The following is a 25337-nucleotide window of genomic DNA, read 5'->3' as shown; positions in this document are numbered from 1 at the left end:
AGCCAATAGCTGTTGGTCAGGTCGGACTCCCCGCATAGTTGTCGATCTGCGCGCGCTGCAGCGTGCCCGAAAAGTCCACGTAGCCCACCTTCGTCTCCGAATAGAACTCGTACACTTCCCAGCCGCCCTCGCGGTGCCCGTTGCCGGTCTGCTTTACCCCGCCGAACGGCAGATGTGCCTCGGCCCCGATCGTCGGCGCGTTCACGTAGGTGATGCCGTTGTCCAGCTCGTTCAGCGCGCGGAACGCCACGTTGACGCTGTTAGTGTACACCGACGAAGACAGCCCGTACTTCACCCCGTTGTTCACCGTGAACGCCTCGTCCACCGTGCGCACGCGGATCACGGACAGCACCGGGCCGAAGATCTCCTCCTGCGCGATCCGGTGCTCGGGCTCCACGCGGGCGAAGATGGTAGGCTGGAAGAACCAGCCGTCGCCCGCGTCCTCGGCGCGCCGCCCGCCGCAGAGCATGTCGGCGCCGTCCTCCACGCCGACGTCCACGTACCGCTCGACCTTCTCGCGCGCCGCTTCGTTGATCAGCGGGCCGACGTCGGTCCCTTCCCTGCGGCCGTCGCCCAGCTTGAGCGAGCGGGCGCGGGCGAGGAGCATCCCCACGAACTCGTCGTGGATCCCGCTCTGCAGGATCAGCCGGCTGGTCGCGGTGCACCGCTGCCCCGTCGTGCCGAACGCGCCCCACAGCGCGCCCTCGAGCGCGAGGTCGAGGTTGGCGTCGTCCAGCACGATCTGCGCGTTCTTCCCGCCCATCTCCAGCGACAGGCGCTTGTGCATCCGGCCGCACGTCTCGCCGACGATGCGCCCGGTCTCGGTCGAGCCGGTGAACGAGATCAGCGGGATCTCCGGATGCTCGACGATCGCCGCGCCCGCGGTCTCGCCCATGCCGTGCACCAACTGGATGGCCTCGGGCGGCAGTCCCGCCTCCAGCATGATCTCCACCAGCAGGGTGCCGGTGTGCGGGACGTCTTCCGCGGGCTTGAAGATGCACGCGTTCCCGCACACCAGCGCGGGGAACATCTTCCACGTCGGGATCGCGAGCGGGAAGTTGAACGGGCAGATGATCCCGGCCACGCCGATCGGGCGGCGGAAGCTCATCGCCCACTTGTTGCGCAGCTCGCTCGGCACGGTGTGCCCGAACAGCCGGCGCCCTTCGCTCGAGGCGTAGTACGCGGTGTCGATCCCTTCCTGCACGTCGCCGCGCGTCTCGACCAGCGGCTTCCCCATCTCGCGCGTCATCGCGTCGGCGATCTCTTCCTTGCGCGACGTCATGCTGTCGCCCACGCGCTTGAGCACGTCCCCGCGCGCCGGCGCCGGCCACCTGCGCCAGGCGTCGAAGCCGCGCCTTGCGCTCTCCACCGCGCGCGCGACTTCCGCGCGCCCGGAGAGCGGAAACTCGCCTATGACGTCGGCCGGGTCGGCAGGGTTGCGGTTCTCGAAATACTCGCCGCCGTCGGGAGCCGACCAGCGGCCCGCTATGAAGTTGTTGAACTGTTTCATGTGAGTCTTCGCCGTGTGAGTTCTAGCCTTCTTCGCGCGAGAGCCCGTAACGCTCGATCTTCTTGTACAGGTTCGACCGTGGCATGTCGATCACGCGCGCGGTCTCCGACACGTTCCAGTCGAACTGGCGCAGCTTCGAGAGCAGGTACGCGCGCTCCGCCGCGTCCCTGAACGACTCGAACGTGTCCGCCTGGAGCAGTGCGCTGCCGCTCTTGTCATCGGCGGTCGTGCGTGAGGTGACGAGCCTGTCCACGTCCGCGCCCGTGATCGCCGGGCCCGGCGCCAGGATCAAAAGACGCTCCACCGTGTTGCGCAGCTCGCGCACGTTCCCCGGCCAGTCCAGCGCCTTGAGCTTGGCTACCGCTTCCTCGGTGAACTCGCGCGCCGGCGCGTTCTCCCGCATGGCGATGCCCGCAACGAAGTACCGGATGAGCAGCGGAATGTCTTCCTTGCGCTCGCGCAGGGGCGGGACGTGAATCGGGACGACGTTGACTCGGTAGTACAGGTCCTCGCGGAACCGCCCTGCCGAGATCTCCGCTTCGACGTTCTTGTTCGTCGCGGCGATCACGCGAACGTCGACGGAGATCGGCTTGGACCCGCCGATGCGCGTCAGCACGCCGTCCTGCAGCACGCGCAGCACCTTCGCCTGCGCCGCGAGGCTCATGTCGCCGATCTCGTCGAGGAAGAGCGTACCGCGGTTCGCCTGCTCGAACTTGCCGGTCCGGTCGGTGAGCGCTCCGGTGAAGGAGCCTTTGACGTGGCCGAACAGCTCGCTCTCGATCAGCTCGCTCGGAATCGCCGCGCAGTTGACCTCGACGAACGGGGCCGAAGCGCGCGGCGAGCGCTTGTGCAGTGCACGCGCGACCAGCTCCTTCCCCGTCCCGTTCTCGCCGGTGATCAGGACCCGCGCGGGCGTCGGCGCAACCTTCTCGATCTTCTCGAGCAGCGCGCGGATCGCGGCCGATTCGCCGACGATCTCGTAGCTGGAGCCGATCGCCTCCTTCAGGCGGGTGTTCTCCTCCTTCAGTTCGAGGTGCGCCAGCGCGTTCCGCAGCGTGACGAGAATCCGGTCCGTGTCGAGCGGCTTCTCCATGATGTCGTACGCGCCGAGCTGCGTCGCCTCGACGGCGGTCTGGATGGTGGCGTGCCCGCTGATCATCACGATCGGAACGGTGTCGTCCTGCGCCCGCATCCGCTTGAGCGCCTCGAGTCCGTCGACCCCGGCCATCTTCACGTCGAGAAACACGAGATGCGGCCTCCACTGCGTGAACGCGGTCAGCCCGTCGGTGGCATTCGACTCCGCGCGCACCTTGTAGCCATCGTACTCGAGCAGCTGGCCGAGCGCCGCGCGAATTCCCTGCTCGTCGTCCACGATCAGAACTCTGCGCGCGGCCGGCCCGTCCGCCGCGCCCCGGGATTCGCCATCCCGCGCGCGCGCGGCGCTCACTGCGACTGTCTGTACAGCGTCACGACTCCGCCCCCGACGCGCACGTCCGCGACGCCGGGCGGCAGCGGCACCGAGATGGCGCTGGGCGCCATCGGGCCGCGGTCCTCGGTCTTGTCGATCTGGCGGACGATGCGCGGGATGATCCCGGACGGGGCGCGAAAGCTGCCGAACCGCAGCTCCCGGACGATGAACTGCCCTTCGCCGGTTGCGAGCACGTTCATCGTTCCGCTGAGCAGGAGCGTGTCTCGGTCGCTGAGAATCCGCGCCAGCGGCCCGAGGATCTTCGCTCCGCCGATGTCGGCGAGCGACACGAGCCCGCGCACGGCGAGGCGATCGCCTATCACCGCGGCCTCCAGATCCTCCGCGCTCTTCGGGAGTCCGTTGGCCATCTCGAGGAAGATGTACGACGCCACCTGCCCGGCCGAGAGCGCGGCGTAGGCCTGGCCCGCGCCGAGCGCGTCGACGGCGGCCCTGCCCTGCGCGCCGAGCGCGGGACTGAGCGGCTCCCAGACGACTGCCCGGACGCCGGGCGCGGCGGCCTCGTCGTCGGGCCCGCGCGCCCACCAGAAGTACGCGGCCGCGAGGGCGACGGCGAGGATCACTAGGCAGCCAAGCTTGCGAACGCAGCCGAGCATGTCGGTTTCCTGGTGCAGGGAGAGAAGCCGTGTGAAAGATATTCCCCCGTCCGGCCGTGCGGCGCCTAGACGCGTGGGGGCTCAGTCACGCCATGTGGGTTTTGCCTCGGACTGAGGACTCAGGACTTTGCGGCCTCAGTCCGCAATCGCAGGTGAAGGTCTAGCCAGTCAGCTGCCGAGTTGCGGGCGCGCGGTACCGCAGGGCCTCGGCGACGTGCGGCGCCTGGACGGCCGCGTCGCCGTCGAGGTCGGCGATCGTCCGCGCGACCTTGATGACGCGATGATAGCCGCGCGCGGAGAGCGGGAGTCTCTCGGACGCCGTTTCCAGCAGCGCGCGGGCGTCCGGCGAGATCTTCGTGTTTGCACTCATCCATCGACCCGGCACGTGCGCGTTGGCGCGATCGCCGAAAATCTTCCCGTATCTCCGCCGCTGTCTGGCGTGCGCCGCCGCGACCCGGTGGCGCATCGCGGCGGACGATTCTCCCGCCCCGCCGTTCCCCAGCTCGCGCACCGGCACGGCGCCCACGGTGACGTGCATGTCCACCCGGTCCAGCAACGGTCCGGACAGCCGCGACCTATAGCGCGCGACGTCAGCCGGCGTACAGGTGCACGCGCCCGCGGGATCTCCCGCGTGCCCGCACGGGCAGGGGTTCATCGCCCCAACGAGCGTGAACCGCGCCGGGTAGCTTACCGAGCTCGACGCCCGGGCGATGACGACGCGCGCGTCCTCCAGCGGCTGGCGCAGCGACTCCAGCACGTGCCGCGGAAACTCCAGCAGCTCGTCCAGGAACAGCACGCCGTGGTGCGCGAGACTCACTTCGCCCGGCCGCGGCGAGCTGCCGCCGCCTATCAACCCGGCGCCGGAGATGGAGTGGTGCGGCGCCCTGAACGGCCGCTGTGGAGTCACCGCCGCCTCAGCGCTGAGCGCGCCGGCGACTGAATGGATCGCGACCACCTCGAGCGCTTCCTCTTCGGTTAGCTCCGGCAAAACCGTGGGCAGCCGGCGCGCCAGCATCGTCTTTCCGGTGCCCGGCGGTCCCACCATCAGCACGTTGTGCCTCCCCGCCGCGGCGACCTCGAGCGCGCGCTTGGCCGATTCCTGCCCGACCACGTCGCTGAAGTCGCACACGTCACGCGGCGCCACGTTCGCCACCGGCCGCTCGGGCGCGACGAGCTCACCGGCGCGCAGCTCGCTCACCAGCCGTCCCAGCGTAGCCGGCGCCGCGAGCGCGAGCCTGCTGACTCGCGCCGCCTCGGCGACGTTCGCCGGAGGAAGCACGAGCGTACACTTGGGTGCGCACCGCGCGACGTACCGCGCGATCGGCAGCGCGCCGCGCACCGGCCTCACCGATGCGTCCAGACCCAGCTCGCCCACGACGACGACGTTCTCCACCGCCGCGGCGGGCAGCTGGCCCGTGGCAACGAGAATTCCCATCGCGATCGGCAGGTCGAACGCGGTGCCTTCCTTGCGACGATCGGCCGGCGCGAGATTGACAGTGATCCGCTTGTGCGGTACGACGAAGCCCGAGTTAACGAGCGCCGCCGCCACGCGCTCGCGGCTTTCCTTCACTCCGCCCACCGCGAGCCCCACGATCGTCCACACCGGCAGCCCCTGCGCGGCGTCCACCTCGACGGTCACACCGTACGCGTCGATCCCCTGCACCGCCGCAGACTGCACCGAAGCAAGCATCGCGTGAGCGTAGCGCACACCCGTCGTGCAGTGCGAACCAAAACGCGTGAGCTCGCACCAAACCAACGCGGATGTTCGCGCTGTTCGCTCGGGAGTGCACTAGGAGCTTGCTGGATGCCGCGGGCCCAGCCGGGTCGGCCCAAGGCGGCGTCTTAGCTCGCACCAACGGAGTCCAGCCTCCCGGCCGTCCCCTCGCGAGCGTAGCCGCCGAGGCCGACACCGGCCGGGCCCGCGGCATCCGGCACGGCACAAAAAAACGGGGCGCCCAAGGTTCTGGACGCCCCGCTGTGCTTCCTGGTGCTTGCTGCTTACGGCGTGCGAATCCTGCCGTCGCCACCAACGGTGACGATCCGGAAGTCATCGCGACGGTTGAGCTGGTGACACGCGTCCGTCATCGGGGTCTCGCTGCAAACCGGGCGCTCTTCGCCATAGCTGACGAGGTCGAACCGGCCGGCATCGATCCCACGATCTGCCAGATACTGTCTCGCGGAAGCCGCACGGCGCTGTCCGAGAGCCAGGTTGTACTCATCCGAGCCGCGGTTGTCCGCGTTGCCTTCGATCCGGATGCGCATGCCTGGATTGGCCTGCAGCCACGGGATCTTGCGGTCAAGCGTTGCCGCTGCATCCGGCCTGATGTCCGACTTGTCGAAGTCGAAGTAGATCGGAGCAGTGATCGCGCTCGTATCGATCGCCACAGGTGCGCGGCAATTCGGATCCGTCGCGAGGATGGTGTTGTCGTACACGCAGCGCGCAGGCGGCGGCGGCGGCGGCGGCGGAGCCGGCGCGCGGCAGTTCGGATCCGACTGCAGAATGCTGCTGTTCCACGGGCAGACCGCCGGCGGAGGAGCCGGCTCGGCGCGCGAGGCGCCACCGAGCAGCAGGCTCAGACCGGCACGCGCCGCATAGTTCAGCGACGCTTCCGGCTCCGAGTTGGGCATGTAGTCCACCACACCGTCGATACGCAGCGCTACGCGCGGCGCAAAGCCGATGCGGACACCAGCGATTCCCGACGCGCCGTAGTTGTACGTCGCAGGACGGGGATTGGAATCTTCGCCGGCACCGTAGTTGGTGCGCACAACACCGCCACCGACGAGGAACGAGCTGTTCGATCCGAGGAAGCCGGCGAACGGGAAGTTGTAGTTCAGGCGCAGCGCGAACGTCGAATAGTCGATCTCATCCGACGTGGGCGGATCGCCAGGCGTGGTAATCGTGTTGTCCAGCGGCGACCACTGGCCGTCACCTTCGATCTGCCAGTTCGGCGTCAGGAAGACACCCGCGCGCCCGCCGTAGCCGAGGCCGTCGTCCGGACGGTTGTTCCCGCTGTAACCGGCGTTGTCATCCATGAACGAGTACTGCACGAACCCGCCGAGCTCGAGCGTGCCCGGCAGCGGCTGCGGCGTGTCGTCCCACCATACGACGGGACCCGACGCCGTCGGGTTCATCCCCATCCACTGGCTGGCCGGGTCGGGCCAGAAATCCAGACCGGCCTGGAAGCGGAAGTTCATCGTCGCGTCGGGCTCGGACGTCGGCATGTAGTCGACGAGAGCCTGCAGACGCAGCGCGGTGAACCCGCCGAAGGCAGCCGTGAAGCCGAGCGCGCCTTCCGCTCCGTAGTTGTAGGAGTAGCCCGTGTTGCCCGTACGGTAGCTGCTCAGAACCGCGCCACCGCCGACCTGGAAGCCGGCGTTGATGCCGGGCATCGCGGAGAACGGGAACGCGAACATGAGGCGCGCCGAGATCGGGCCGTATTTGGCATCACGGTCAGGTCCGGGCCCAACGTAGTCGGGCGCGGTGTACGAGCCCTCAGCCTCGAGGAAGATGTTCGGGCTGATGAACGCTCCGACTCTGCCGCCATAACCGAACGCGTCTTCGAAGCCCACGTTGTCGTCGAAGAGCGTGTATTGTCCGAAGCCGCCAAGAATCAACGTGCCGGGCTGTTGTGCTACAGCCGGGGCAGCGAGAAGCAGGGCGGCCATCGAACAGATGATCCAACTCCTTCTTAACATGCGCACATCCTCTTTCAAAAGGGTGGTAAAAAAAGAACCCAACCGTGCTACGCTCCGACCAGCGGCAGGCAGGATATGTGCCGATCAAACTCTACCATCATCGACTAAATACCTATCCGGCTATGCCTTACGCCCTGCAAACTTACTTCGGACCGCAAAAAAAACCAGACTCCAGCCACAACACGTAAACATCTGTCGCGCTTACATTTGCATTGCGTGGTGCACCTTGGGCATACAGGGTTGCAGCCGTGCAATTTCAGCGCCACAGTCACGGGCGTACAACGGCTTTCCCACCGCCTCGGCAAAGATCGCCGTGACTCACCGCTGAATCGGTGCCGCCAGCAGCACGATCGTCACCGTCGTGCCCGCCGCCGCCGCGCTCTCGACGTCGATTGACCCACCCCATGCCTCCACCAGCCGGCGGCTGATCGCCAGCCCCAGCCCGCTCCCCGTCGTTCGCGTCGAGAAGTGCGGCTCGAATACGCGTGGGAGAGCCGAAGCCGCGATCCCCGAGCCGTCGTCCTCGACCGATATCGTCACCCGCGCCTCGTCCCGCGTGACCTCGACCGACACGTTGCGCGCGCCCGCGTGGCGCGCGTTCTCCAGCACGTTGAGCAGCACCTCGCGCAGCTCCGCGCGGCGCGCCATGGCGGTGGTCTCCGCCTCCGCGCCGGCCACGCTCCACTGCACGTCCGGTCCGGCTATCCGCTCGAGCTCGATCACGTCGTGCAGTATCTCGGACACGTCCACGATCTCCGCCGGCGGCAGCTCGGGTTGCGCGGTGCCGTACCTGCTGAACGCGCGCGCGATGTTGTCCAGTCGGTCGATCTCCTCGAGCATGCGGCGCATGTTGGCATCGAACACCTTGTCGAAATCCACGCGCGGGTCGTGCCGCGCGCGCTGGAGATGCTGCACACCGAGGCGCATCGGCGTGAGCGGGTTCTTGATCTCGTGCGCGACCTGCCGCGCCATCTCGCCCCACGCCAGCACCCGCTCCGCGCGCGCCAGCTCCCTGCGGCTGGCGTCGAGATCGTCCGCCATTCTGCGGACGGCGGTGAACGCCTGGGAGAATTCCGTCGGCGGCTTCACCGGAAGCGGCAGCTGATCCTCGCCGCGGGCGATCGCGCGGACGGAGCGCCGGAGCGCATCGATCGGCGCCGCGAACTGCCGGGCGGCGATTCCGCTCAGCCAAAGAGCCGCGATGGCGCCGAGCGCGGTCGAGAACAGCAGCAGCACGCCGAGGTCGTTGCGCCTCCGCGCCAGCGCCTCGTCGTCGCCGCGCGCGGGCGCCGCGATCACGAACCGCTCGCCGGAGAACCCGACCGACGCGCGGTAGCCGAACAGCACGCCGACTCCGCCGATGCTCATGTCACCGCTCGCGGAGATCTCGTCGCCGAGGTCGAGCGTTCGGTACACGCTCGGGTGCAACGCCCGGCCCACGGGCGACAGCGCCCAGTACAGCGAGTCGTTCGTCTCGGACAGCTCGCCGGCGCGATACAGAAACAAAGGCAGGCCGAACCGCGCGCCGACGAGCTCGATGTTCCGCTCCGCCCCGGCGGCGATGACCGCGTTGAGGGTCTCGCGCACCAGCAGCTGCCGCGTCTGCCTGAAATCGCTCCGCAGGCGGCGGTACGACCAGAACGAGAACGCCACCGCCGGGGCCAGGAAGAAGACGAACAGCGCGAGTATGAGCCGCGCCCGGTAGCTGCGCCCCCAGTGGCGGATCCGCACGCTCGCCCTCGTCGCCGCGCCGCCTTCGGCGCTCAGCGCGAGAATCCAGACCACCCACGCGATCAGCCCGTTCAGCAGCAACACCAGCACCAGCCGCTGCAGGAGCGCCCACGGCGACCGCGTGTCCACCTCGAGGTGCACGCGCGCGGGCCCGGCCACTGTCTGGATCACGTCGTCGGCGTGCAGCTCGTCGTCGATCCGTCTCCAGGCAACTCCGTCCGTCTCGGCCGACGATCCCGGCGCGGGACGATCCGCGAGATACATCACGTACGGCGCGCGCTCGGGGACCGCCGGCGGGAGGCCAAGCAGCGGGCCGTATGGATCCGGCGCGATGAGCCGCGTGCGCGGCAGCACGGCGACGGACGTCGCCCCGCTGTCGTGCGGCAGCACCAGCAGCTCCTGCGCGCCGGCTCCCGACAATACGCGCCGCCGTAACGGCTGGCCGGTGGCGATCGCCTCGATGACCGCGGCCGCGATCGCGGCTGTGTCCTGCGCCACGCGCGCGGCGTCGAAGCTGGCGAGCGGAGCACCCCCGGCGCTCCACGAGCGGAGCGAGAGCGGGTAGCCGGCGATCGCCAGCTCGCTCTCGACGTACCGCTGGAGCAGGTCGGCCCTGGAGACGGGTGGCCGCCCGACCGCCAGCTGCTCGCGCAGGCGCTCGAGGAGCGCGGCGGCGTACTCGTCACCCGCCTTCAGCGAGGCGACGTCGGTCTCCGCCAGCGTCATGCGCTGTTGCGTGGTCGTCCGCCACACGATTCCCGCGGACAGGACCCCGGCAATTACCGCCGCCGCGACCGTGGTGTACGCGCGCAGCTTCCGCCGGCGCGGCCACATCCCCGACGCGAGCCACGCCGCCAGCTCGAGAAAAGCGAAGCACACCAGGAAGAGCGGAACCTGCCACATCAACCAGAGCGTCACCGAGCTGCCGCGGGGCGGCTGGCCTATGCCCTCCGCCAGGACCACGACCGAGTAGATCCCGAGCGCCGCTGCGGCGGCCGCCGCGAGCGCGGCGAGCGCGGGCCGCCCGAGTCTGACTCTCGCCCGCACCAGCGTGTACACGCCCAGGAGCAGCAGCAGCGCCGTGAACGTCAGCGCCGCCGCGCTCGCGGTCCAGCGGCCGCCCGCGGCGGAGTAGTAGTACGACGGATTGAACCAGCGCGCCACGTTCGAGAACGAGTTGAGCGGCACGATCGCGACGCACGCGGCGCACACGGCGAGAGCCATCGCCCGGTGCGCGACCTTGCGACTCCGCCCCGCGATCCAGAGCAGCGCCAGCAACACGAGAGCGAGCAGCGCCGCTATCCGGGTGCGCGCGAGCGACGTGGCCGCGAGCCGGATCTCGCCCGGTGAGAGCGCGGCCGCCCGCACGCCGACCAGCGCGCGTCCGGCCGAGTCCCGCAGCAGCGCTTCCCCGCGGGCCGCCGAATCGCCGAACAGGTAGGTGAAGCCCGCGATCGGGTGCCGCGCGACCACCTGCTCGTCCAGCGCCGTCGACAGCCTGTCGCCGGGCGGCTCGGCGTGCAGCACGAACGACGCGACGGCCAACCGGTCGCCGCGCGCCGCCGTCGCGTTGATCGTCGTATAGAACCGGTCCGACGTCACGCTGAGCGGCGCGGTGACGTCCTCCGCCGCGATCCTGAGCCGGCCGCTCCAGGCGAGCCGTCTTCCGCCCTGGAAAAGCATCACGCCCCAGGCGGGATCGCCGGTCCGGCGCGCGGGCACCGCGTCGAAAGCGTCCTCCTGGGAGCGCGGCGCGTCGAGCGCCGCGGCGGCCGCAGCCTGGACGCGCGTGATCTCGCGCACCAGCGTTTCGCGCAGATCGGCGACCGCCCGCTGCTGAATCGCGGCCGCCGACGCAAAGTGTTCGCCCTCGCCGGCGGAAAACGCTAACTTGGGCCCTGTCGGAAACCTGCTCCAAGCGGCCAGGGCAAGCCCCCCGACGCCCAGCACCACCAGCCAGAGCCGCGTGCGCGGGCCGTTCGCCGCGGGGCGGGCTCGAACTCCGGAGCTACCTGTGTCGTCCGTGCCCATTCAGACGTTCCACACCGCAGTGCATTCGGTGGGCGGCCCCAAGCCGCTCCGCATCAAGGAGATGCTGCCGTCGCAGATTGCCGCCGTCCTGCGCGAGGATCCCCGCCTCATCATTCCGATCGGGACGTGCGAGCAGCACGGCGCCCACCTCCCGATCGGCGTCGCCACCCTGATCATCGAGCACCTCTGCGACGACCTGTCATCGGAATACGGAGTCCTGCGGGCTCCAACGGTCGAGTACGGGGTAAACGTAGATACTGAGAGAGGGCTCGCCGGCAACGGCTCGCTCCGGCGCAAGACGCTGCATCGGATGCTCAACGATCTGCTCGATTCGTGGGAGGCCTCCGGCGTGCGTGAGTTCATCCTGCTGACCGCTCACGGGCACGACCCGCACCAGGAAGCGCTCGCCACGGTGGTGACCGCCGAAGCGCGCGTAAGGGTCGTGGACGCGTTCGGGGTCAACGTCTCCGATCTCCTCGAGGGACAGATCGAGCCGATGCACGGCGATGAAGTGGACACGTCGATTCTCCTGTATCTGGCGCCCGAGCTCGTAAACATGAATCTCGTGCGCGACAATATGATGGACCGCGAGCGGCTGCGACGTTACCGGCGCGGCAACCTGAAGCTGCCGGCGGGCAGCGGGGCCTCGATCGGCCGGCCCTCCCTGGCCACCGCCGAGAAGGGCCGGCTGCTGTACGAGCGGATCCGCGCGCGAATCAGCGACAGGATATTCCTCGCGCCGTCGCTTGAGAGCTGAGCGTAAACGCCTTGCCGGCGCGCGGCGACGAAACTTCATGCGATTACGTTCGTAGGTACGACAACTTCACTCACGCCCCATCCATGCGATTGACGCTACTGCTCGCGCTCCAGCTCGTCGCCGTACCCCTGCTTGCGCAGGGCCCGAGCCTATCCGACTCCGTCGACCGGGGCCTGACGCTGTCCGAGGCGCTCACGCTGGCCACGCGCTTCAATCCGACGCTCAGGCAGGTAAGCAACGACATTCGGAGCGCGAACGCGGCGGTCCGCGCCGCGTACGGCGCGTTCCTGCCGTCGGCGGACGCGTCGCTCAGCTCGGAGTTCCAGCAGGGCGGCCGCCAGATATTCAGCGGCGCCAGCCTCGGCGCCAGCTCCGACGCCATGCAGTCGTCCTATCGCATCGGGGTGAACTACCGGCTCAGCGCGGCGACGTTCATCAATCCTTCCCTGCAGAAGGCCAGCCGCGAGGGCGTCGAAGCCGACATCACCGGCGTCGAATCCGTCGTGCGCTCCAACGTCACGCAGCAGTACCTGAACGTGCTCGCGGCTAAGGCGCGCGCGGACCTGCAGGACACGCTGCTGATCGCGGCCGAGGCGGAGGTGGTTCTCGCCAGGGCGCGGGAGATCGTGGGAGCGGGCACGGAGCTCGACGTGCGCCGCGCCGAAGTCGCGCGCGGCGAGATCCAGGTGCAACAGCTGCGCGAGCGGAACCAGGTGGACATCGAGGAGCTGCGACTCTTCCAGGAGATGGGCGTGGAGCCGCGCACCGACGTGGTGCTGACCACGACGTTCGCGGTCGAGCCGTTCGAGCGTCCGCTCGGCGAGCTGCTCGCCCTGGCCCGGGAGCAAAATCCCGTGTTGCTGGCTACCCGGCAGCGCGAGCGCGTGGCCGAGCTCGGCGTCAGGCGGCAGCGCGGGGAATACATGCCGACGCTGACGATGAGCACGGGTCTGGCCGGATACACCTTCGAGTACACCAACCCCAACTTCCTCGTGCAGCAGGCGCAGGGGCAGATCACGGGGCAGCAGGCGGCGTGCGTGGAACGCGAGCAGCGGTTCGCCGCGGCCGGCCTTTCCCACCAGCTCGCCGGCTGCTCGTCGATCACGTTCACGCCGGCGCAGGCGGCGGCGCTCAGACAGCAGAACAACCAGTTCCCGTTCGGCTTCAACAGCAGCCCGCGCTCGATCTCGGCCACCTTGTCGCTGCCGCTGTTCGACGGCTTCGCGCGCGCCCTCCGCCGGCAGGAAGCGGTGGCGGCGAGCGACGACGCGCGCCACGCGGTACGTGCCCGCGAGCTGGCCGTGACGACCGACGTCACCGCCGCGTACCTCACGCTGCAGACTGCGCTGCGCACCGTGACGCTGCAGGAGCGCAACGCCGCGATGGCGCGGGACGAGATGAAGCTGTCGCGGGACCGTTATCGCCTCGGCATGGCGGGCTTCATCGATCTCACGCAGGCGCGCGATGCGTTCGAGCGCGCCGAGAGCGCGCGCATCACCGCGATCTACGATTATCACAAAGCCTTCGCCGCGCTGGAAAGCGCGGTCGGCCGGCCTCTTCGCTGACGGAGCGATAAATGTCCAAAAGGAAAAAATGGTCGATCCTCGCCGGAGCCGGTGTCCTGGTGGTCGCGATCGGTGGCATTGCGGCCGTCAAGGGTGGTGACAAGGCCACCGAAGTCCGCATCGAGCCCGTCGAGCGCCGCGATCTCGTGGCCTCGGTGACGGCGAGCGGGCAGGTGCAGCCGCGCAAGAAAGTGGACGTGAGCGCCGACATCACCGGCCGCATCGTGCGGCTGGCTGTGCGCGAAGGAGACCGTGTCACCAAGGGTCAGTTCCTTCTCGAGATCGATCCTTCCAACTACATCGCGGAAAGCGAGCGCTCGGCGGCGGCCGTGGCCAGCAGTCAGGCCAACCTGCGGCAGGCGCGCACCAGCCTGGCGCAAGCCCGGCGCAACTACGAGCGGATGGCCGAGCTCAAGCGCGCCAACCCGACGCTCATCTCCGAGGAGCAGGTGGAGCAGCTGCGGACGCAGGTGGAGGTCTCCGAGGCCTCGGCGCAGGCTTCGTCGCACGCGGTGGCGCAGGCCGCGGCCGCGCTCCGCGACGCGCGCAGCCGGCTCGCCAAGACAACCATCGTCGCGCCGATGACAGGCCAGGTCACCCGGCTGGTGGTCGAAGAAGGAGAGACTGCGATCCAGGGCACGCTGAGCAGGGACGCGGCGACGCTGCTGACGATCGCGGATATGAGCGTGCTCGAGGTGAAGGTGAAGGTGGACGAGACCGACGTGTCCACGATCTCCATCGGCGACTCGGCGGTGATCCAGATCGACGCGTTCGTGGACACGACGTTCCGCGGGCGGGTGGTCGAGATCTCGAACAGCTCGCTGCGCGCGCCGGGCGGCGCCACCGCCGCCTCCGCCGACCAGGCGATCGACTACGAGGTCACCGTCGAGCTGCTGAACGCTCCGCCGACGACGCGGCCCGATTTCTCGGCCACCGCAAAGATCATCACTGAGACCAGGATCAAGGCGCTCTCGATTCCGATCATCGCGCTCACCGTGCGCGAGGACACCACCGACCGCACCGCGGACACGGTGACGACGCTCGGCCGGCCCCAGCCCAAGGTGCAGGTCGGGAAGCGCGACGTGGAAGGCGTGTTCGTCGTTGGCTCCGACAACAAGGTGACGTTCCGCGCCGTGCGGGTCGGCATCGCCGGCGAGCGGTACTTCGAGGTGCTGTCGGGGCTGCGCGAGAACGAGAAGATCGTGGGCGGCACGTACCAGGCGATCCGCGATCTGAAGGATGGCCGCACGGTCAAGGAAGAAGAGAAGAAGGACGAGAAGAAGGCGTGATGCCGGGAATCACCGACGTGCCATCGGCGGGCGAGCCAGGCCTCAGCACCACCGCCGAGCGGAAGATCGTCACCGCCAGCGCGGGAGAGGCGCCCGGGAAGGACTGGGTGATCGTCGCGCGCGGGCTCACGCGCGAGTACGACATGGGCGGCGAGGTCGTGCGCGCGCTGCGCGGCGTGGACATCGCGATTCGCCGCAACGAGTACGTCGCGATCATGGGGCCGTCCGGCTCCGGCAAGTCCACCCTCATGAACCTCATCGGCTGCCTCGACACGCCGACGGCGGGCGAGTACTGGCTGAATGGCATGCTCGTGTCCGACATGAACGACGACGAGCTGGCGCGGATCCGGAACCGCGAGATCGGCTTCGTCTTCCAGACGTTCAACCTGCTTCCGCGCGCGAGCGCGCTGCACAACGTGGAGCTGCCACTGGTGTACGGCGGCGTCCCCGCCGCGGAGCGCAGGAAGCGCGCGGAAGAGGCGCTCGACAGCGTGGGATTGTCCGACCGGATGCACCACCGGCCCAACGAGCTGTCCGGCGGGCAGCGGCAGCGCGTGGCGATCGCGCGCGCGCTCGTCAACCGCCCGTCCATCCTCCTGGCCGACGAGCCAACGGGAAACCTGGATTCGACGACGTCGGCCGAGATCATGAACGTGTTCGAGCAGCTGGCCGAGTCGGGCCAGATCGTGATCATGGTGACGCACGAGGCCGAGATCGCCGCGCACGCGAAGCGCGTGGTAGTGCTGCGCGACGGGATGGTGGAGAGCGACGACCGCCGCGAGAAGTTCGCGGCGCGAATCAGCGGGTAGCTACGTGCGGCTGCTCGACGCCGTCCGGCTCGCGTTTCAGACTCTCCGCGTGCAGAAGCTGAAGAGCTTCTTCACGCTGGCGGGCGTCACGATCGGAGTCATGTTCCTGATCGCCGTCGTCTCGATCGTCGAGGGGATGGGCAGCTACATGGAGAATGACTTCGTCGCGAAGCTGATCGGCACCAACACCTTTCAGCTGCGCCGCTTCCCTTCCATCAGCGACGCGAGCGCATCGGAGTGGCGCGAGTGGGTGCGCCGGCCGCGGATAACCTTCGACGACGCGAAGGAGGTGGCCGCCGCGCTCCCTCCCGGCGCGATGTGGTCGGTCGAGAGCTCGGACAATATCGCGATCGAGTCCCGGTTCTCGCGCCCGCGCGAGCTGGAAGCGTCGGCCGTGGACGGCGACTACTTCCGCATCCGGAACATGGAGGTCGCGCAGGGACGTCTCATCAGCCCGCAGGAGCTGGCGATGGGCACCCGCGTGGTGGTGATCGGGCAGGAGATAGCGACGCGCTTTTTCCCCCGCCTCAACCCCGTCGGCCGGACTCTCAAGGTCGGCGGCACGAGCTACGAGGTGATCGGCGTCGCGGCCAAGCAGGGATCCATTTTCGGAATCTCGCTGGACCGGTTCGTGATCGCGCCGGCCACCAGTCCGCTGCAGCGCCTGGTGAACCCGCACGGTCTGATCGACGGCATGAAGGTAAAGATGCCGACGACCGAGGGGATGTTCGACGTGCGTGAAACCGTGCGCCAGGTCATGCGGGCCAGGCACAAGCTCCGCCCGTCGCAGCCGGACAACTTCGTCATGGAGACGTCGGAGTCGGCGCTCGAGTTCTGGAAGAAGATCGAGGGCAATCTCGTCATCGCCGGCGTCATCCTGCCGGCGATCGCGCTAATCGTGGGCGCGCTGGTGATCATGAACATCATGCTCGTGGCCGTGAGCGAGCGCACGCGCGAGATCGGCATCCGCAAGGCGATCGGCGCGAAGTACCGCGACATCCTGGCTCAATTCCTCGTGGAGGCCACCACGCTCAGCATCATCGGCGCGGCGATCGGCGTGGCGCTGGGCATCATCCTGTCGCAGGCGATCGCCGCGCTGTCGCCCCTGCCCGCGTCCGTCGCGCCGTGGTCGATCGTCACGGGAATTCTCGTCGGCGCCGGCGTGGGAGTCGTCGCGGGCGTGTACCCCGCGAGTCGCGCGGCGCGGCTGGATCCGATAGTCGCGCTGAGGGCCGAGTAGATGCGATTCTCGTCCGCGCTGTTCAACATCGTCGAAGGCGTCGGCATCGCGTTCGACGCGATCCGCTCCAACAAGGTGCGCGCGGCGCTGACGATGATGGGCGTGGCAGTCGGCGTGTTCGTCGTCGTCGCGCTGTCGGCTGCGGTGCACGGCATCAACCAGAGCGTGGCCCGCGACCTCGAGTCCGCCGGCCCGACCAGCTTCATGATCTTCCGCCGTCCCGTGAGCCTCGGCAACATCTGCGACGGAACCGACGACACCTGCCCGTGGCGGCGCAATCCGCCGCTCACGCTGGCGGAAGCGCGCGGGATCGGAGAGCTGCCCTCGATCGCCGCAGTGACGTCGCATATCAGCGACTGGGGAAGCTACCGGTATAAGGACAAGGCGCTCAACGCCGGCCGCGACGCGTTCTCGCACGGCTGGATCGAGGTGGACGGCGGTGACGTCGTCGCGGGCCGCGACTTCACTTACGCCGAGGCGCTGACCGGCGCGCGCGTGATCGTGGTCAACAAGGAGCTGGCGAAACGGCTGCTCGGTGAATCCGATCCCATCGGCAAGCAGATCCTGGTGGCCGGCATTCCGTTCACGATCATCGGCGTGCATCACAACGTCGGCAGCTTTCTCGGCAAGCCCAACTCGTCGGCCTCGGGCAGCGACCCGCGGGGCATCGTGCCGCTCGAGTCGGCGCGGCGCCATCTGGACAGCTCGCCGCGCCGGCTCGACCTCACCGTCAAGCCCGTGGCTGGTGTCACGCAGGCCGAAGCGATCGACGACGTGACGGCATATCTGCGCGGCAATCGCGGGCTCCGGCCGGCCGAGCCGAGCGATTTCGCGATCGTGACGTCGGAGCAGTTGATGGAGATCTATAACGGCTTCTTCGGCGTGTTCTTCGTGATCATGCTCGCGCTGTCCGCGGTGGGGCTGCTCGTCGGCGGAGTCGGCGTGATCGCGATCATGATGATCAGCGTCACCGAGCGCACCCGCGAGATCGGCGTTCGCAAGGCGCTCGGCGCCACCCGGCTCACGATCCTGTGGCAGTTCCTGGTGGAAGCGGCGACGCTGACGAGCATAGGAGCGGGGATCGGTCTGTTCGCGGGGACGTTCTCCGCGATGCTCGTGAGCGAGCTGACGCCGATCCCGGCGCAGACGCCGCCCGGTGCGATCGTGGCGGCGCTGGCGGTCAGCGCGTTGACGGGGATGGTGTTCGGCCTGTGGCCAGCGATGAAAGCGTCCCGCCTCGACCCCGTCGAAGCGCTCCGCTTCGAGTAGGGGTCACCGCGTCGCGAAAACTTCCAGCGTTGTCGTGAAAGTCATGCCGAGGGGAATGCTGAAAGTGAAGACGGTCCCCTCGCCCTGGACGCTGGTGACGTCGATGCGGCCGCCGTGCGCTTCCACGATTCCCTTCGCTATCGTGAGGCCGAGCCCGCTGCCGAGGGAGGCCGTTTTCTTCGCCTGCCAGTAGCGGTCGAACACCCGCGGCACGTCGGCCGGCGGAATGCCGGGGCCCGTATCCACCACATCGAACGCGACGGCGTCGCCTACGTGCCGCGCGCGAATCAGCACCCGGCCACCCTCGGGCGTGAACTTGATCGCGTTGCCGCCGAGATTCGAGAACACCTGAAAGAGGCGGTCGCGGTCCGCGTGCAGTACCGGCAGCCCGGGCGGCGCCTCCGTGGTCAGCTCGATCTGCTTCGCCGCGGCGAGCGGCCGGAGCGTCTCGACGACCTCGTCGACGAGCGGTGCGATCTCCTGGGCGGAGCGGTGAACGTGCAGCTTCCCCGCCTCGATCGCGCTGACGTCCAGCAGATCGTGGATCAGCCGGTGCATCCGGGCCGCCTCGCGCTTGACCGCACTGAGCTGCCGCCGCTCCATCGCGTGGGGCTCGTCGTCCGGCACGATGTCCTCCAGGAGGAAGCTCACGGCCATCTGGATGGTGCTGAGCGGATTTTTCAGGTCGTGCGAGACGAGGGCGATCATCTTCTCGCGATCGCGTCCCATCTCCTCCGCCGCGCGGTACAGCACCGCGTGGTCGACGGCCAGCGCCGCCCTGCGGCCGATCTCGGCGGCGAACATTACGTCGCTATCCGTGTACCGGCGGCCGGATTCCGCCGTCGCGACGAAAATCAGCAGGCCGAGAACGTGGCCGCGCGCCACGAGCGGCACCCCGAGATAGGCGGTCGGCGCCAGCTCGCGCAGCAGCGCGAGGTGCGTCTCGTCGACCGCGAGAATCCGGAGAAAGCTCTCATCCACGGTGTTGACCAGCTGGGTCTCGCCGCTGAGAATGGCCGTGGCACCGGGATGATCCATCCCGCCGATATTCGGCGAATACGTCCGCAACTTCGCCGCGAGCAGCGCCTTGTCCGGGTTGCGATGCGCGGACGAGCCCCACACCACCACACCGCGGTCGTCCAGCAGCCCGATGGCGCAATAGTCGGCAACGGTCGGAACGGACAGCTCGACCACGCTCGTCAGAGTCTCTTCGTAGTCGAGCGAGGCTTCCATGAGCGCGCCGGCTTCCGCCAGAAACTCCCAGCGGCTGCCTAGAATCGCGTGGCGCCTGCGCTCCGCCGTCTCGCCGAGCCGCGCGAACCGCGCGCGCCAGCTGTTGGTCTCAGCCATGCTGCAAACTAGACGCGGAGGCAGACACCCGGCAATTGTAGCGTTCAAGCGCGAATTGCGGACCGAGGCCGCAAAGTCGTCAATCCGCGGTCGGAGTCGCGCAACACGCTTGTGTCTCTCCGCGGGAGCCGATTTGTTTGGCGCATGAGCACCCAGAATCAGGATCGACTGACAGGCGGCTGAGTGCGTCCCGTCCTTCGCGCTCTCGCGCTGGCAATTTTTGTCTCGCCGCCGGCGGCACTCGCGCAAGACAGCACGGCGGCGCCGCGCGACTCGGCGCGTACGACCGTTCTGCCGGCTGTCGAGATAGCGGTGACGCGCGACCCGCGGGCCGCGATTCTCACCGCTCCGTACGCGGTCTCCGTGAGCCGTCGCAACGCGCTCGACGCGCGCGGGCAAATGCAGGACGTGCTCGCCGGGATACCGGGGCTGTTCGTCGCCAACCGCAACAACCCGACGCAGGATCCCAGGATCGTGATCCGCGGCGTCGGCGCGCGCACGGCGTTCGGTGTGCGGGGCGTGCGCGTCCTGCACGACGGCATTCCGCTGACGGTGGCCGACGGGCAGACTCCGCTCGACTATCTCGACACCGAGTCCGTCGGCAGGATCGAAGTCATCCGCGGCAGCGCGTCGTCGCTGTACGGCAACGCGTCGGGCGGAGTGGTCGCGTTCTCTTCGCCCCCCCTCGACAGTTTGGGCGTCGAGGGCGAGGCGCTGGCGGGATCGTACGGAATGCGCCGCTCGGGCGCGCGCGTCACGGGCGGCAGCGCGATGTTGCAGTACTCGGCCGGTGTGAGCCACGCTTCCGAAGCCGGCTTTCGCGAGCACGCGCGCCAGCGGGTGACGCGCGGCAGCGCGCGAATGCGGCGCGCCTTCGGCGGATCCAGCGTCAGTGCGCAGCTGCTCGCGTTCGACATGCCATTGGCGGAAAATCCGGGCGCCCTCACCGCCGCGCAGCTGGCGATCGACCGGCGGATGGCGGAGCCGCTCGCGGTCACGCGCGAAGCGGGCAAGCAGGTTCGCCAGGTGCAGGCCGGCGTCACGTACGGCCGCGATCTGGCCGGCGGCGATCTGTCGGCCGTGGTCTTCGCCGGCCGGCGCGATCTGGACAACCCGCTCACCTTCGCCGAGATCGAGCTCGACAGGAAGAGCGGCGGGCTGCTGCTGCGGGCGTCGCGGCGCGGTGCGCGATCGTCGCGCTTCACCGTCGGGCTCGACGTGCAGAGCCAGCACGACGACCGGCGCGAGTTCGAGAACTGCCGCGACGCCGCCGCGTCGTCGGCCCGCTGTCCGATCGTGCCGGCGGAGCAGGGCGCCTTGCGGCGATCGCAGCGGGAGCTGGTGTCGAGCGTCGGTCCGTACGTCAGCGGCGAGATCGTGCTCGCGCGATCGTATCGCGTCTCCGCCGGCGTCCGCGCGGACGCGATAACGTTCGATGTGCGTGATCGGCTGGTCACGCCCACGGATCCCGACGAATCCGGCAGTCGAACAATGCGCGCGTTCAGTCCGCACGCCGGCGTTCTCGTGCCGATCGGGCCGCGCGCCTCGATTTACGCGAACGTTGCTTCGGCGTTCGAGACTCCGACCGCGACGGAGCTGGGAAACAAGCCCGACGGGTCAGCCGGAATCAACACCACGCTGGAGCCCCAGCGATCGCGCACGCTGGAGGCGGGAGCGAAAGGGAGATTCGCGGGCTTGGCGTACGACCTCGCGGGGTTCAGCACCGCGGTGCGCGACGAGCTGGTCCCGTTCGAGATCGCGGGCGGCGCGGGCCGGAGATTCTTCAGAAACGCGGGCCGCACGCGCAGGCGCGGCGCCGAGCTGTCGCTCGCGACGCAAGCGGGGCCCTTTGAGCTCCGGTCGGCCGCGACATATTCCGACTTCGAGTTCGTGGAGTTCGAGACCGCTGCCGCGAATTTCGCCGGCAAGACGATTCCCGGAGTTCCCGCGCGATTCGCCGAGATGTCCGCCACCTGGACCGGTCTGCCCGTGGAGATCGCCCTGTCTGGGAGATTCGCGTCGTCCATCTTCGTGGACGATGCGAACACGGCGCGCGCGCCGGGCTACGAGATTCTCAACCTCCGCGCTCGCGGATCCATCGCGGCCGGCCGCGCGTCGCTGGCCCCCGGCCTGGGCATCGACAACCTGTTTGGACGGGAGTACGTGGGCGCCGTCAGCGTCAACGCCGCCGGCGGCAGGTACTTCGAGCCCGCGCCCCGGCGCACCGTCATCGCTTCGTTGGCGGTCCTCTTTTAAGGTATCCGGCAAACGCGTGGCGGCTCGCAGCAAAAAAAATCGAAAAAAAACCGGGGCGGATGTCGATTCGGGCCCGACTCGTTCGATGCACTGGTAGAGCCGGCTGATCGGGCGAACGTCCGCGGATGCGGCTCCAACCTGAAAATGAGTGGTTGTAGGTCGTGCGCGGCGGGAATGGCTGAAGCCCGACGCCGGTGGTGCCGTTGCTGGTCGGGTACGGGATGGGGTCCGGCCTAGGCCGCGTCTTAGCGAGCCGCAGGCTCGCGTAGCGGCCGAGCCGGACCCCACCCCGTACCCGACCCCGAAGGACATATTGTGCAGCAATGAGCTTCGCCGACATCGTCCTCACGGCGCTCGGGCAGATACGAGCCAACAAGCTGCGCTCGTTCTTCACCACGCTCGGGATAATCGTGTCGGTCACGTTCCTCGTCGCCGTCATCGCGATCATCCAGGGGATGAACGCGTACGTGACGGAGAACATCTCCAACGCGCTCATCGGCCAGAACTCGTTCCAGGTGCGCCGCACCCCGATCCAGGTCGGACTGTTCGATGACGAGCAGATGCGGCGGCTGCAGCGGCGGCCGCGCATCACCGAGGCCGACGCCGCTGCCGTAGCGGCCGCGCTACCCGAAGCCGCCGCCGTCAGCCGGCAGTCCGGCTGGCCGACGCCCATCAGCGACGTCATCTGGCGGAATCGCAAGATCGGGGACGTGACGGTCTTCGGCGTCACCGCGCCTTACCAGATCGTGCAGGATTACCGCTTCGCCGGCGGCCGGCCGCTCAGCGATCTCGACGTCAGGGACAAGCGCCGCGTGGCGGTGATCGGGGCCGACGTCGCGGAGAAGCTGTTCGAGAGCGTGAGCGCGGTCGGGCAGGAGATCCGCGTGCAGAACCAGCGCTTCGAGGTAGTCGGCGTCGTCGCGAAAAAGGGCCGCGTGCTCGGCCAGTCGTTTGACGGATTCGTGCTCCTGCCGCTGCCCGTGTTCGAGATGATATACGGCCGCCGGCTGACGACGACGATATCGGTAAAGATGCCGACGCCCGACCTGGTTCGGCCGGGAATGCGGCGGGCGGAAGCGGCGATGCGGGTCGCGCACCGGCTGCGGCCGGGGACCGGGAACGACTTCAACGTCGAGACCACGGACGCGCTCGTCTCCTTCTGGCAGAACCTGACGCGCGTGCTGTTCGCTGTGGTGCCGGCGCTGGTCACCATCGGCGTGGTGGTCGGCGGCATCGTCATCATGAACATCATGCTCGTGGCGGTGAACGAGCGCACGCGCGAGATCGGCATCCGGAAATCTTCCGGCGCGCGCGCGCGCGACATTCGGCGGCAGTTTCTGGCCGAGTCGATCATGCTGTCGACGCTCGGCGGCGCGGGCGGGATCTTCACCGGCTGGGTGCTGGCGGCGACGATCAGCGCGCTCTCTCCCCTGCCGGCGCGCGTAACGCTCTGGTCCATCATCGCGTCGCTCTCGCTGGGCGCCGGCGTCGGAATAATCTTCGGCGTTTATCCCGCGGCCAGGGCGGCCAAGCTCGACCCGATCGCCGCCCTGCGCGCCGAATGACGCAGCCGCGGAAGGAGCCGGTCCAGGGCTGGTTCGCCGATCTGGTGGTGGACAACGTCGCGATCGCGTTCGATACGCTGCGCGCCAACAAGCTGCGGTCGAGCCTCACGATCCTCGGCGTCGTCATCGGAGTGGGCACCGTGATGGCGATGGCCACGATCGTCAAAGGGATCGGCGACCAGATCGTGCGCACCATCGAGATCGCCGGGCCGTCCACCTTCTACGTGGTCAAGGTCTTCTCGCAGACGCCGGTCAACCCCGACCGGCTGCCGGCGTGGATCCGGATCCGGCCGGACCTCTCCGAGCGCGAGGCCACGCGCATCAAGCAGATACCGGGCGTGCAGTACGCGTCGATCTGGGGGCAGGCTTTCGGCCGGATCGAGTATCAGGGAGTGCGCACGCAGCCGGGCGTGATCACCGGCGCGGACGACGGGTTCACCGAGATCCAGGGGGGCGAGCTGACGGCGGGCCGCTGGTTCGCGCGCAGCGAGCTCACGCGCGGCTCGGCCGTGGTGGTGCTGCACGAGGATTACGCGGCGAAGGTCTTCGGCCAGATCGATCCGCTCGGACGAACGGTGCGGCTGAGCAGCCGGCCGGCGGAAGTGATCGGCATCTACCATCCGCCGGGCAACATCTTCGCCCCGCCCGGCTCGGAGAACGTGGCGATCATCCCCTTCCGGATGCTCGATCGCCAGTTCACCTACGACAAGACCAACGCGCTGTTCATCCCGGTGAAGCCACGCGACGACGCCGACGTCGCGATCGTGCAGGAAGAGGTGATAGTGACGATGCGCGAGCTGCGCGCGCTGCGGCCGGGCACGCCGAACTCGTTCGACGTCATCACACAGGAGCAGGTGCTCGACGTCTTCAATAAGCTCACCGGCGCGTTCTTTCTCGTGATGATCGTGCTGTCGAGCGTCGCGCTGCTGGTCGGCGGTATCGGAGTGATGGCGATCATGATGGTCTCCGTGACCAACCGCACGCGCGAGATCGGAGTGCGCAAGGCCATCGGCGCGACGCGGCGCGAGATCATGCTGCAGTTCCTGATCGAGGCGGCCACGCTCACGGGCGTCGGCGGCGCGATAGGGATCCTCATGGGACTGGGACTCGCGCAGCTGGTGACGGCGATACTCAAGGTCGAGTCGAACGTGCCGCTCGGGATTACCATGATCGCGGTGGCGGTATCGGTCGGAATCGGAATCGTATTTGGCCTGCTGCCCGCGCGCCGGGCGGCGCGGCTGGACCCGATCGAGGCGCTGCGCTACGAGTGAGTTGTGGTGGCTACGAAAATGCTGAAAGGGAATCCAGGCCGTGAGCAACGAGCCATGAGCACTGAGCCGTCAGGCAACTGCGATTCGGACGTAACGTCCCATATCGCCGTTGCTGAAAGCTCAACGCTAACAGCTCGCTGCTCACGGCCTGGATTCCCCTTCAGCATTCCGGTAGCCAGATTCCCCCCGTGACTCCCGTCGACATTCTCGCAATTGCCGCCCACAGGGACGATGTCGAGCTTTCCTGCGCCGGCGCCCTCATCAAGGCCCGATCCTTCGGCCGCACCACCGCGGTGATCGACCTCACCGCGGGCGAGCTCGGCACCCGCGGCTCCGCCGAGACGCGCGCGCGCGAAGCCGACAAGGCCGCGGAAGTCATGGCGCTGTCGGCGCGCGAGAACCTTGGCCTCCCCGACGCGGGGGTCGTGAACACTCCCGAGACGCGCACGCGGCTCGCGGTGCTCATCCGCCGGTTCCGGCCGACGATCGTGATCGCGCCCGCCCTCGGCGGCCGGCACCCGGATCACCACGTCAGCGCGCAGCTCATCCGCGACGCGTGCTTCGTCGCCGGGCTCGCCAAAGTCGAGCCGGGCACGCCCGTGCATCGTCCGCGCAAGGTCGTCCATGCCGTCACGCACCGGGAAGATTTTTCGAAGCCGACCTTCGTCGTGGACATAACGGAAGAATTCGAGCGGAAGCTCGACGCGATCCGCTGCTACTCCTCCCAGTTCGAAGGCGTGACGCAGGCGGGCGAGGTGTATCCCAACGGCGATCCCCTGCTCGACGTCGTGCGGCATCACGCGGCCCATTACGGGTCCATGATCCGCTGCCGGTACGGCGAAGCGTATTACACCACGGAGACCATGCGCGCCGACGACATCGGCGCGCTCGAAGTGCCGACGTTTTGAGCGAGCCG

The 25337-nt window shown here is 68.5% G+C and carries 17 protein-coding genes; 10 read left to right on the top strand and 7 right to left on the bottom strand.

The features are described 5' to 3' along the window. Window positions 1-16: 16 nt before the first annotated feature. The 6 genes from WEA80_12540 to WEA80_12515 form a co-directional block, all read right to left on the bottom strand. Complete coding sequence (locus WEA80_12540; protein MEX1187410.1) at window positions 17-1510, bottom strand: aldehyde dehydrogenase family protein; 1494 nt, start codon at window positions 1508-1510, stop codon at window positions 17-19. Between the two features lie 22 nt (window positions 1511-1532). After that, window positions 1533-2957, bottom strand: coding sequence for a sigma-54 dependent transcriptional regulator (locus WEA80_12535; GenBank protein ID MEX1187409.1), 1425 nt, complete (start codon window positions 2955-2957; stop codon window positions 1533-1535). Then, entirely contained in the window at window positions 2954-3592 is a 639-nt protein-coding gene (locus tag WEA80_12530; protein MEX1187408.1) for a hypothetical protein, read from the bottom strand. Before WEA80_12530 ends, WEA80_12535 begins: the two co-directional genes overlap by 4 nt. Before the next feature lie 160 nt (window positions 3593-3752). Further along, the gene (locus WEA80_12525; protein MEX1187407.1) at window positions 3753-5270 is read right to left on the bottom strand and encodes a YifB family Mg chelatase-like AAA ATPase; all 1518 of its coding nucleotides are present in this window, start codon (window positions 5268-5270) and stop codon (window positions 3753-3755) included. Window positions 5271-5590: 320 nt separating this feature from the next. Then, window positions 5591-7258: an OmpA family protein gene (locus WEA80_12520; GenBank protein MEX1187406.1), complete on the bottom strand. Its 1668-nt coding sequence runs from the start codon at window positions 7256-7258 to the stop codon at window positions 5591-5593. Between the two features lie 348 nt (window positions 7259-7606). Next, window positions 7607-11050, bottom strand: coding sequence for a HAMP domain-containing sensor histidine kinase (locus WEA80_12515; GenBank protein ID MEX1187405.1), 3444 nt, complete (start codon window positions 11048-11050; stop codon window positions 7607-7609). Between WEA80_12515 and WEA80_12510 the strand changes: the two genes are divergently transcribed. The 6 genes from WEA80_12510 (at window position 11034) to WEA80_12485 (ending at window position 17979) form a co-directional block, all read left to right on the top strand. Further along, window positions 11034-11807, top strand: a complete 774-nt coding sequence (locus WEA80_12510) for a creatininase family protein (protein ID MEX1187404.1) — start codon at window positions 11034-11036, stop codon at window positions 11805-11807. The genes WEA80_12515 and WEA80_12510 overlap by 17 nt on opposite strands. An 83-nt stretch (window positions 11808-11890) precedes the next feature. Further along, on the top strand, window positions 11891-13372 hold the full coding sequence (locus WEA80_12505) for a TolC family protein (GenBank protein MEX1187403.1): 1482 nt from the start codon (window positions 11891-11893) through the stop codon (window positions 13370-13372). Window positions 13373-13383: 11 nt separating this feature from the next. Continuing rightward, the gene (locus tag WEA80_12500; protein MEX1187402.1) at window positions 13384-14661 is read left to right on the top strand and encodes an efflux RND transporter periplasmic adaptor subunit; all 1278 of its coding nucleotides are present in this window, start codon (window positions 13384-13386) and stop codon (window positions 14659-14661) included. After that, entirely contained in the window at window positions 14661-15470 is an 810-nt protein-coding gene (locus WEA80_12495) for an ABC transporter ATP-binding protein (protein MEX1187401.1), read from the top strand. The genes WEA80_12500 and WEA80_12495 overlap by 1 nt, the downstream gene beginning before the upstream one ends. A gap of 4 nt (window positions 15471-15474) precedes the next feature. Next, entirely contained in the window at window positions 15475-16710 is a 1236-nt protein-coding gene (locus tag WEA80_12490) for an ABC transporter permease (GenBank protein MEX1187400.1), read from the top strand. Further along, window positions 16711-17979: an ABC transporter permease gene (locus tag WEA80_12485; GenBank protein ID MEX1187399.1), complete on the top strand. Its 1269-nt coding sequence runs from the start codon at window positions 16711-16713 to the stop codon at window positions 17977-17979. It begins immediately after the preceding gene. A 3-nt stretch (window positions 17980-17982) separates the two neighbouring features. Here the strand turns inward: WEA80_12485 and WEA80_12480 are convergent, their stop codons facing one another. Beyond that, on the bottom strand, window positions 17983-19329 hold the full coding sequence (locus tag WEA80_12480) for a GAF domain-containing sensor histidine kinase (GenBank protein MEX1187398.1): 1347 nt from the start codon (window positions 19327-19329) through the stop codon (window positions 17983-17985). A gap of 183 nt (window positions 19330-19512) precedes the next feature. On the opposite strand from WEA80_12480, the gene WEA80_12475 reads away from it, so the two are divergent. The 4 genes from WEA80_12475 to bshB1 all read left to right on the top strand — a co-directional run bounded on the left by WEA80_12475 (window position 19513) and on the right by bshB1 (window position 25329). Continuing rightward, window positions 19513-21585 carry a TonB-dependent receptor gene (locus WEA80_12475; GenBank protein ID MEX1187397.1) on the top strand — a complete coding sequence of 691 codons (2073 nt, stop codon included), beginning with the start codon at window positions 19513-19515 and terminating at the stop codon, window positions 21583-21585. A 323-nt stretch (window positions 21586-21908) separates the two neighbouring features. Next, window positions 21909-23150, top strand: coding sequence for an ABC transporter permease (locus WEA80_12470; protein MEX1187396.1), 1242 nt, complete (start codon window positions 21909-21911; stop codon window positions 23148-23150). After that, window positions 23147-24421 (top strand): ABC transporter permease, encoded by a 1275-nt coding sequence (locus tag WEA80_12465; GenBank protein MEX1187395.1) that lies wholly within the window; start codon window positions 23147-23149, stop codon window positions 24419-24421. The genes WEA80_12470 and WEA80_12465 overlap by 4 nt, the downstream gene beginning before the upstream one ends. A 188-nt stretch (window positions 24422-24609) precedes the next feature. Further along, complete coding sequence (bshB1, locus tag WEA80_12460; protein ID MEX1187394.1) at window positions 24610-25329, top strand: bacillithiol biosynthesis deacetylase BshB1; 720 nt, start codon at window positions 24610-24612, stop codon at window positions 25327-25329. Window positions 25330-25337: the final 8 nt, after the last annotated feature.

The organism is Gemmatimonadaceae bacterium, from assembly GCA_040882285.1.
Lineage (GTDB): Bacteria > Gemmatimonadota > Gemmatimonadetes > Gemmatimonadales > Gemmatimonadaceae > JACDCY01.
The sequence above is the reverse complement of the archived record's forward strand: the minus strand, read 5'-3'. Positions and strand labels throughout refer to the sequence as shown.

Excerpts from the sequence above, each read along its gene's own strand:
- WEA80_12540 (MEX1187410.1), bottom strand. The coding sequence starts at position 1,510 with ATGAAACAGTTCAACAACTTCATAGCGGGCCGCTGGTCGGCTCCCGAC.
- WEA80_12530 (MEX1187408.1), bottom strand. The coding sequence starts at position 3,592 with ATGCTCGGCTGCGTTCGCAAGCTTGGCTGCCTAGTGATCCTCGCCGTC.
- WEA80_12520 (MEX1187406.1), bottom strand. The coding sequence starts at position 7,258 with ATGGCCGCCCTGCTTCTCGCTGCCCCGGCTGTAGCACAACAGCCCGGC.
- WEA80_12515 (MEX1187405.1), bottom strand. The coding sequence starts at position 11,050 with ATGGGCACGGACGACACAGGTAGCTCCGGAGTTCGAGCCCGCCCCGCG.
- WEA80_12505 (MEX1187403.1), top strand. The coding sequence starts at position 11,891 with ATGCGATTGACGCTACTGCTCGCGCTCCAGCTCGTCGCCGTACCCCTG.
- WEA80_12500 (MEX1187402.1), top strand. The coding sequence starts at position 13,384 with ATGTCCAAAAGGAAAAAATGGTCGATCCTCGCCGGAGCCGGTGTCCTG.
- WEA80_12495 (MEX1187401.1), top strand. The coding sequence starts at position 14,661 with ATGCCGGGAATCACCGACGTGCCATCGGCGGGCGAGCCAGGCCTCAGC.
- WEA80_12485 (MEX1187399.1), top strand. The coding sequence starts at position 16,711 with ATGCGATTCTCGTCCGCGCTGTTCAACATCGTCGAAGGCGTCGGCATC.
- WEA80_12480 (MEX1187398.1), bottom strand. The coding sequence starts at position 19,329 with ATGGCTGAGACCAACAGCTGGCGCGCGCGGTTCGCGCGGCTCGGCGAG.
- WEA80_12470 (MEX1187396.1), top strand. The coding sequence starts at position 21,909 with ATGAGCTTCGCCGACATCGTCCTCACGGCGCTCGGGCAGATACGAGCC.
- WEA80_12465 (MEX1187395.1), top strand. The coding sequence starts at position 23,147 with ATGACGCAGCCGCGGAAGGAGCCGGTCCAGGGCTGGTTCGCCGATCTG.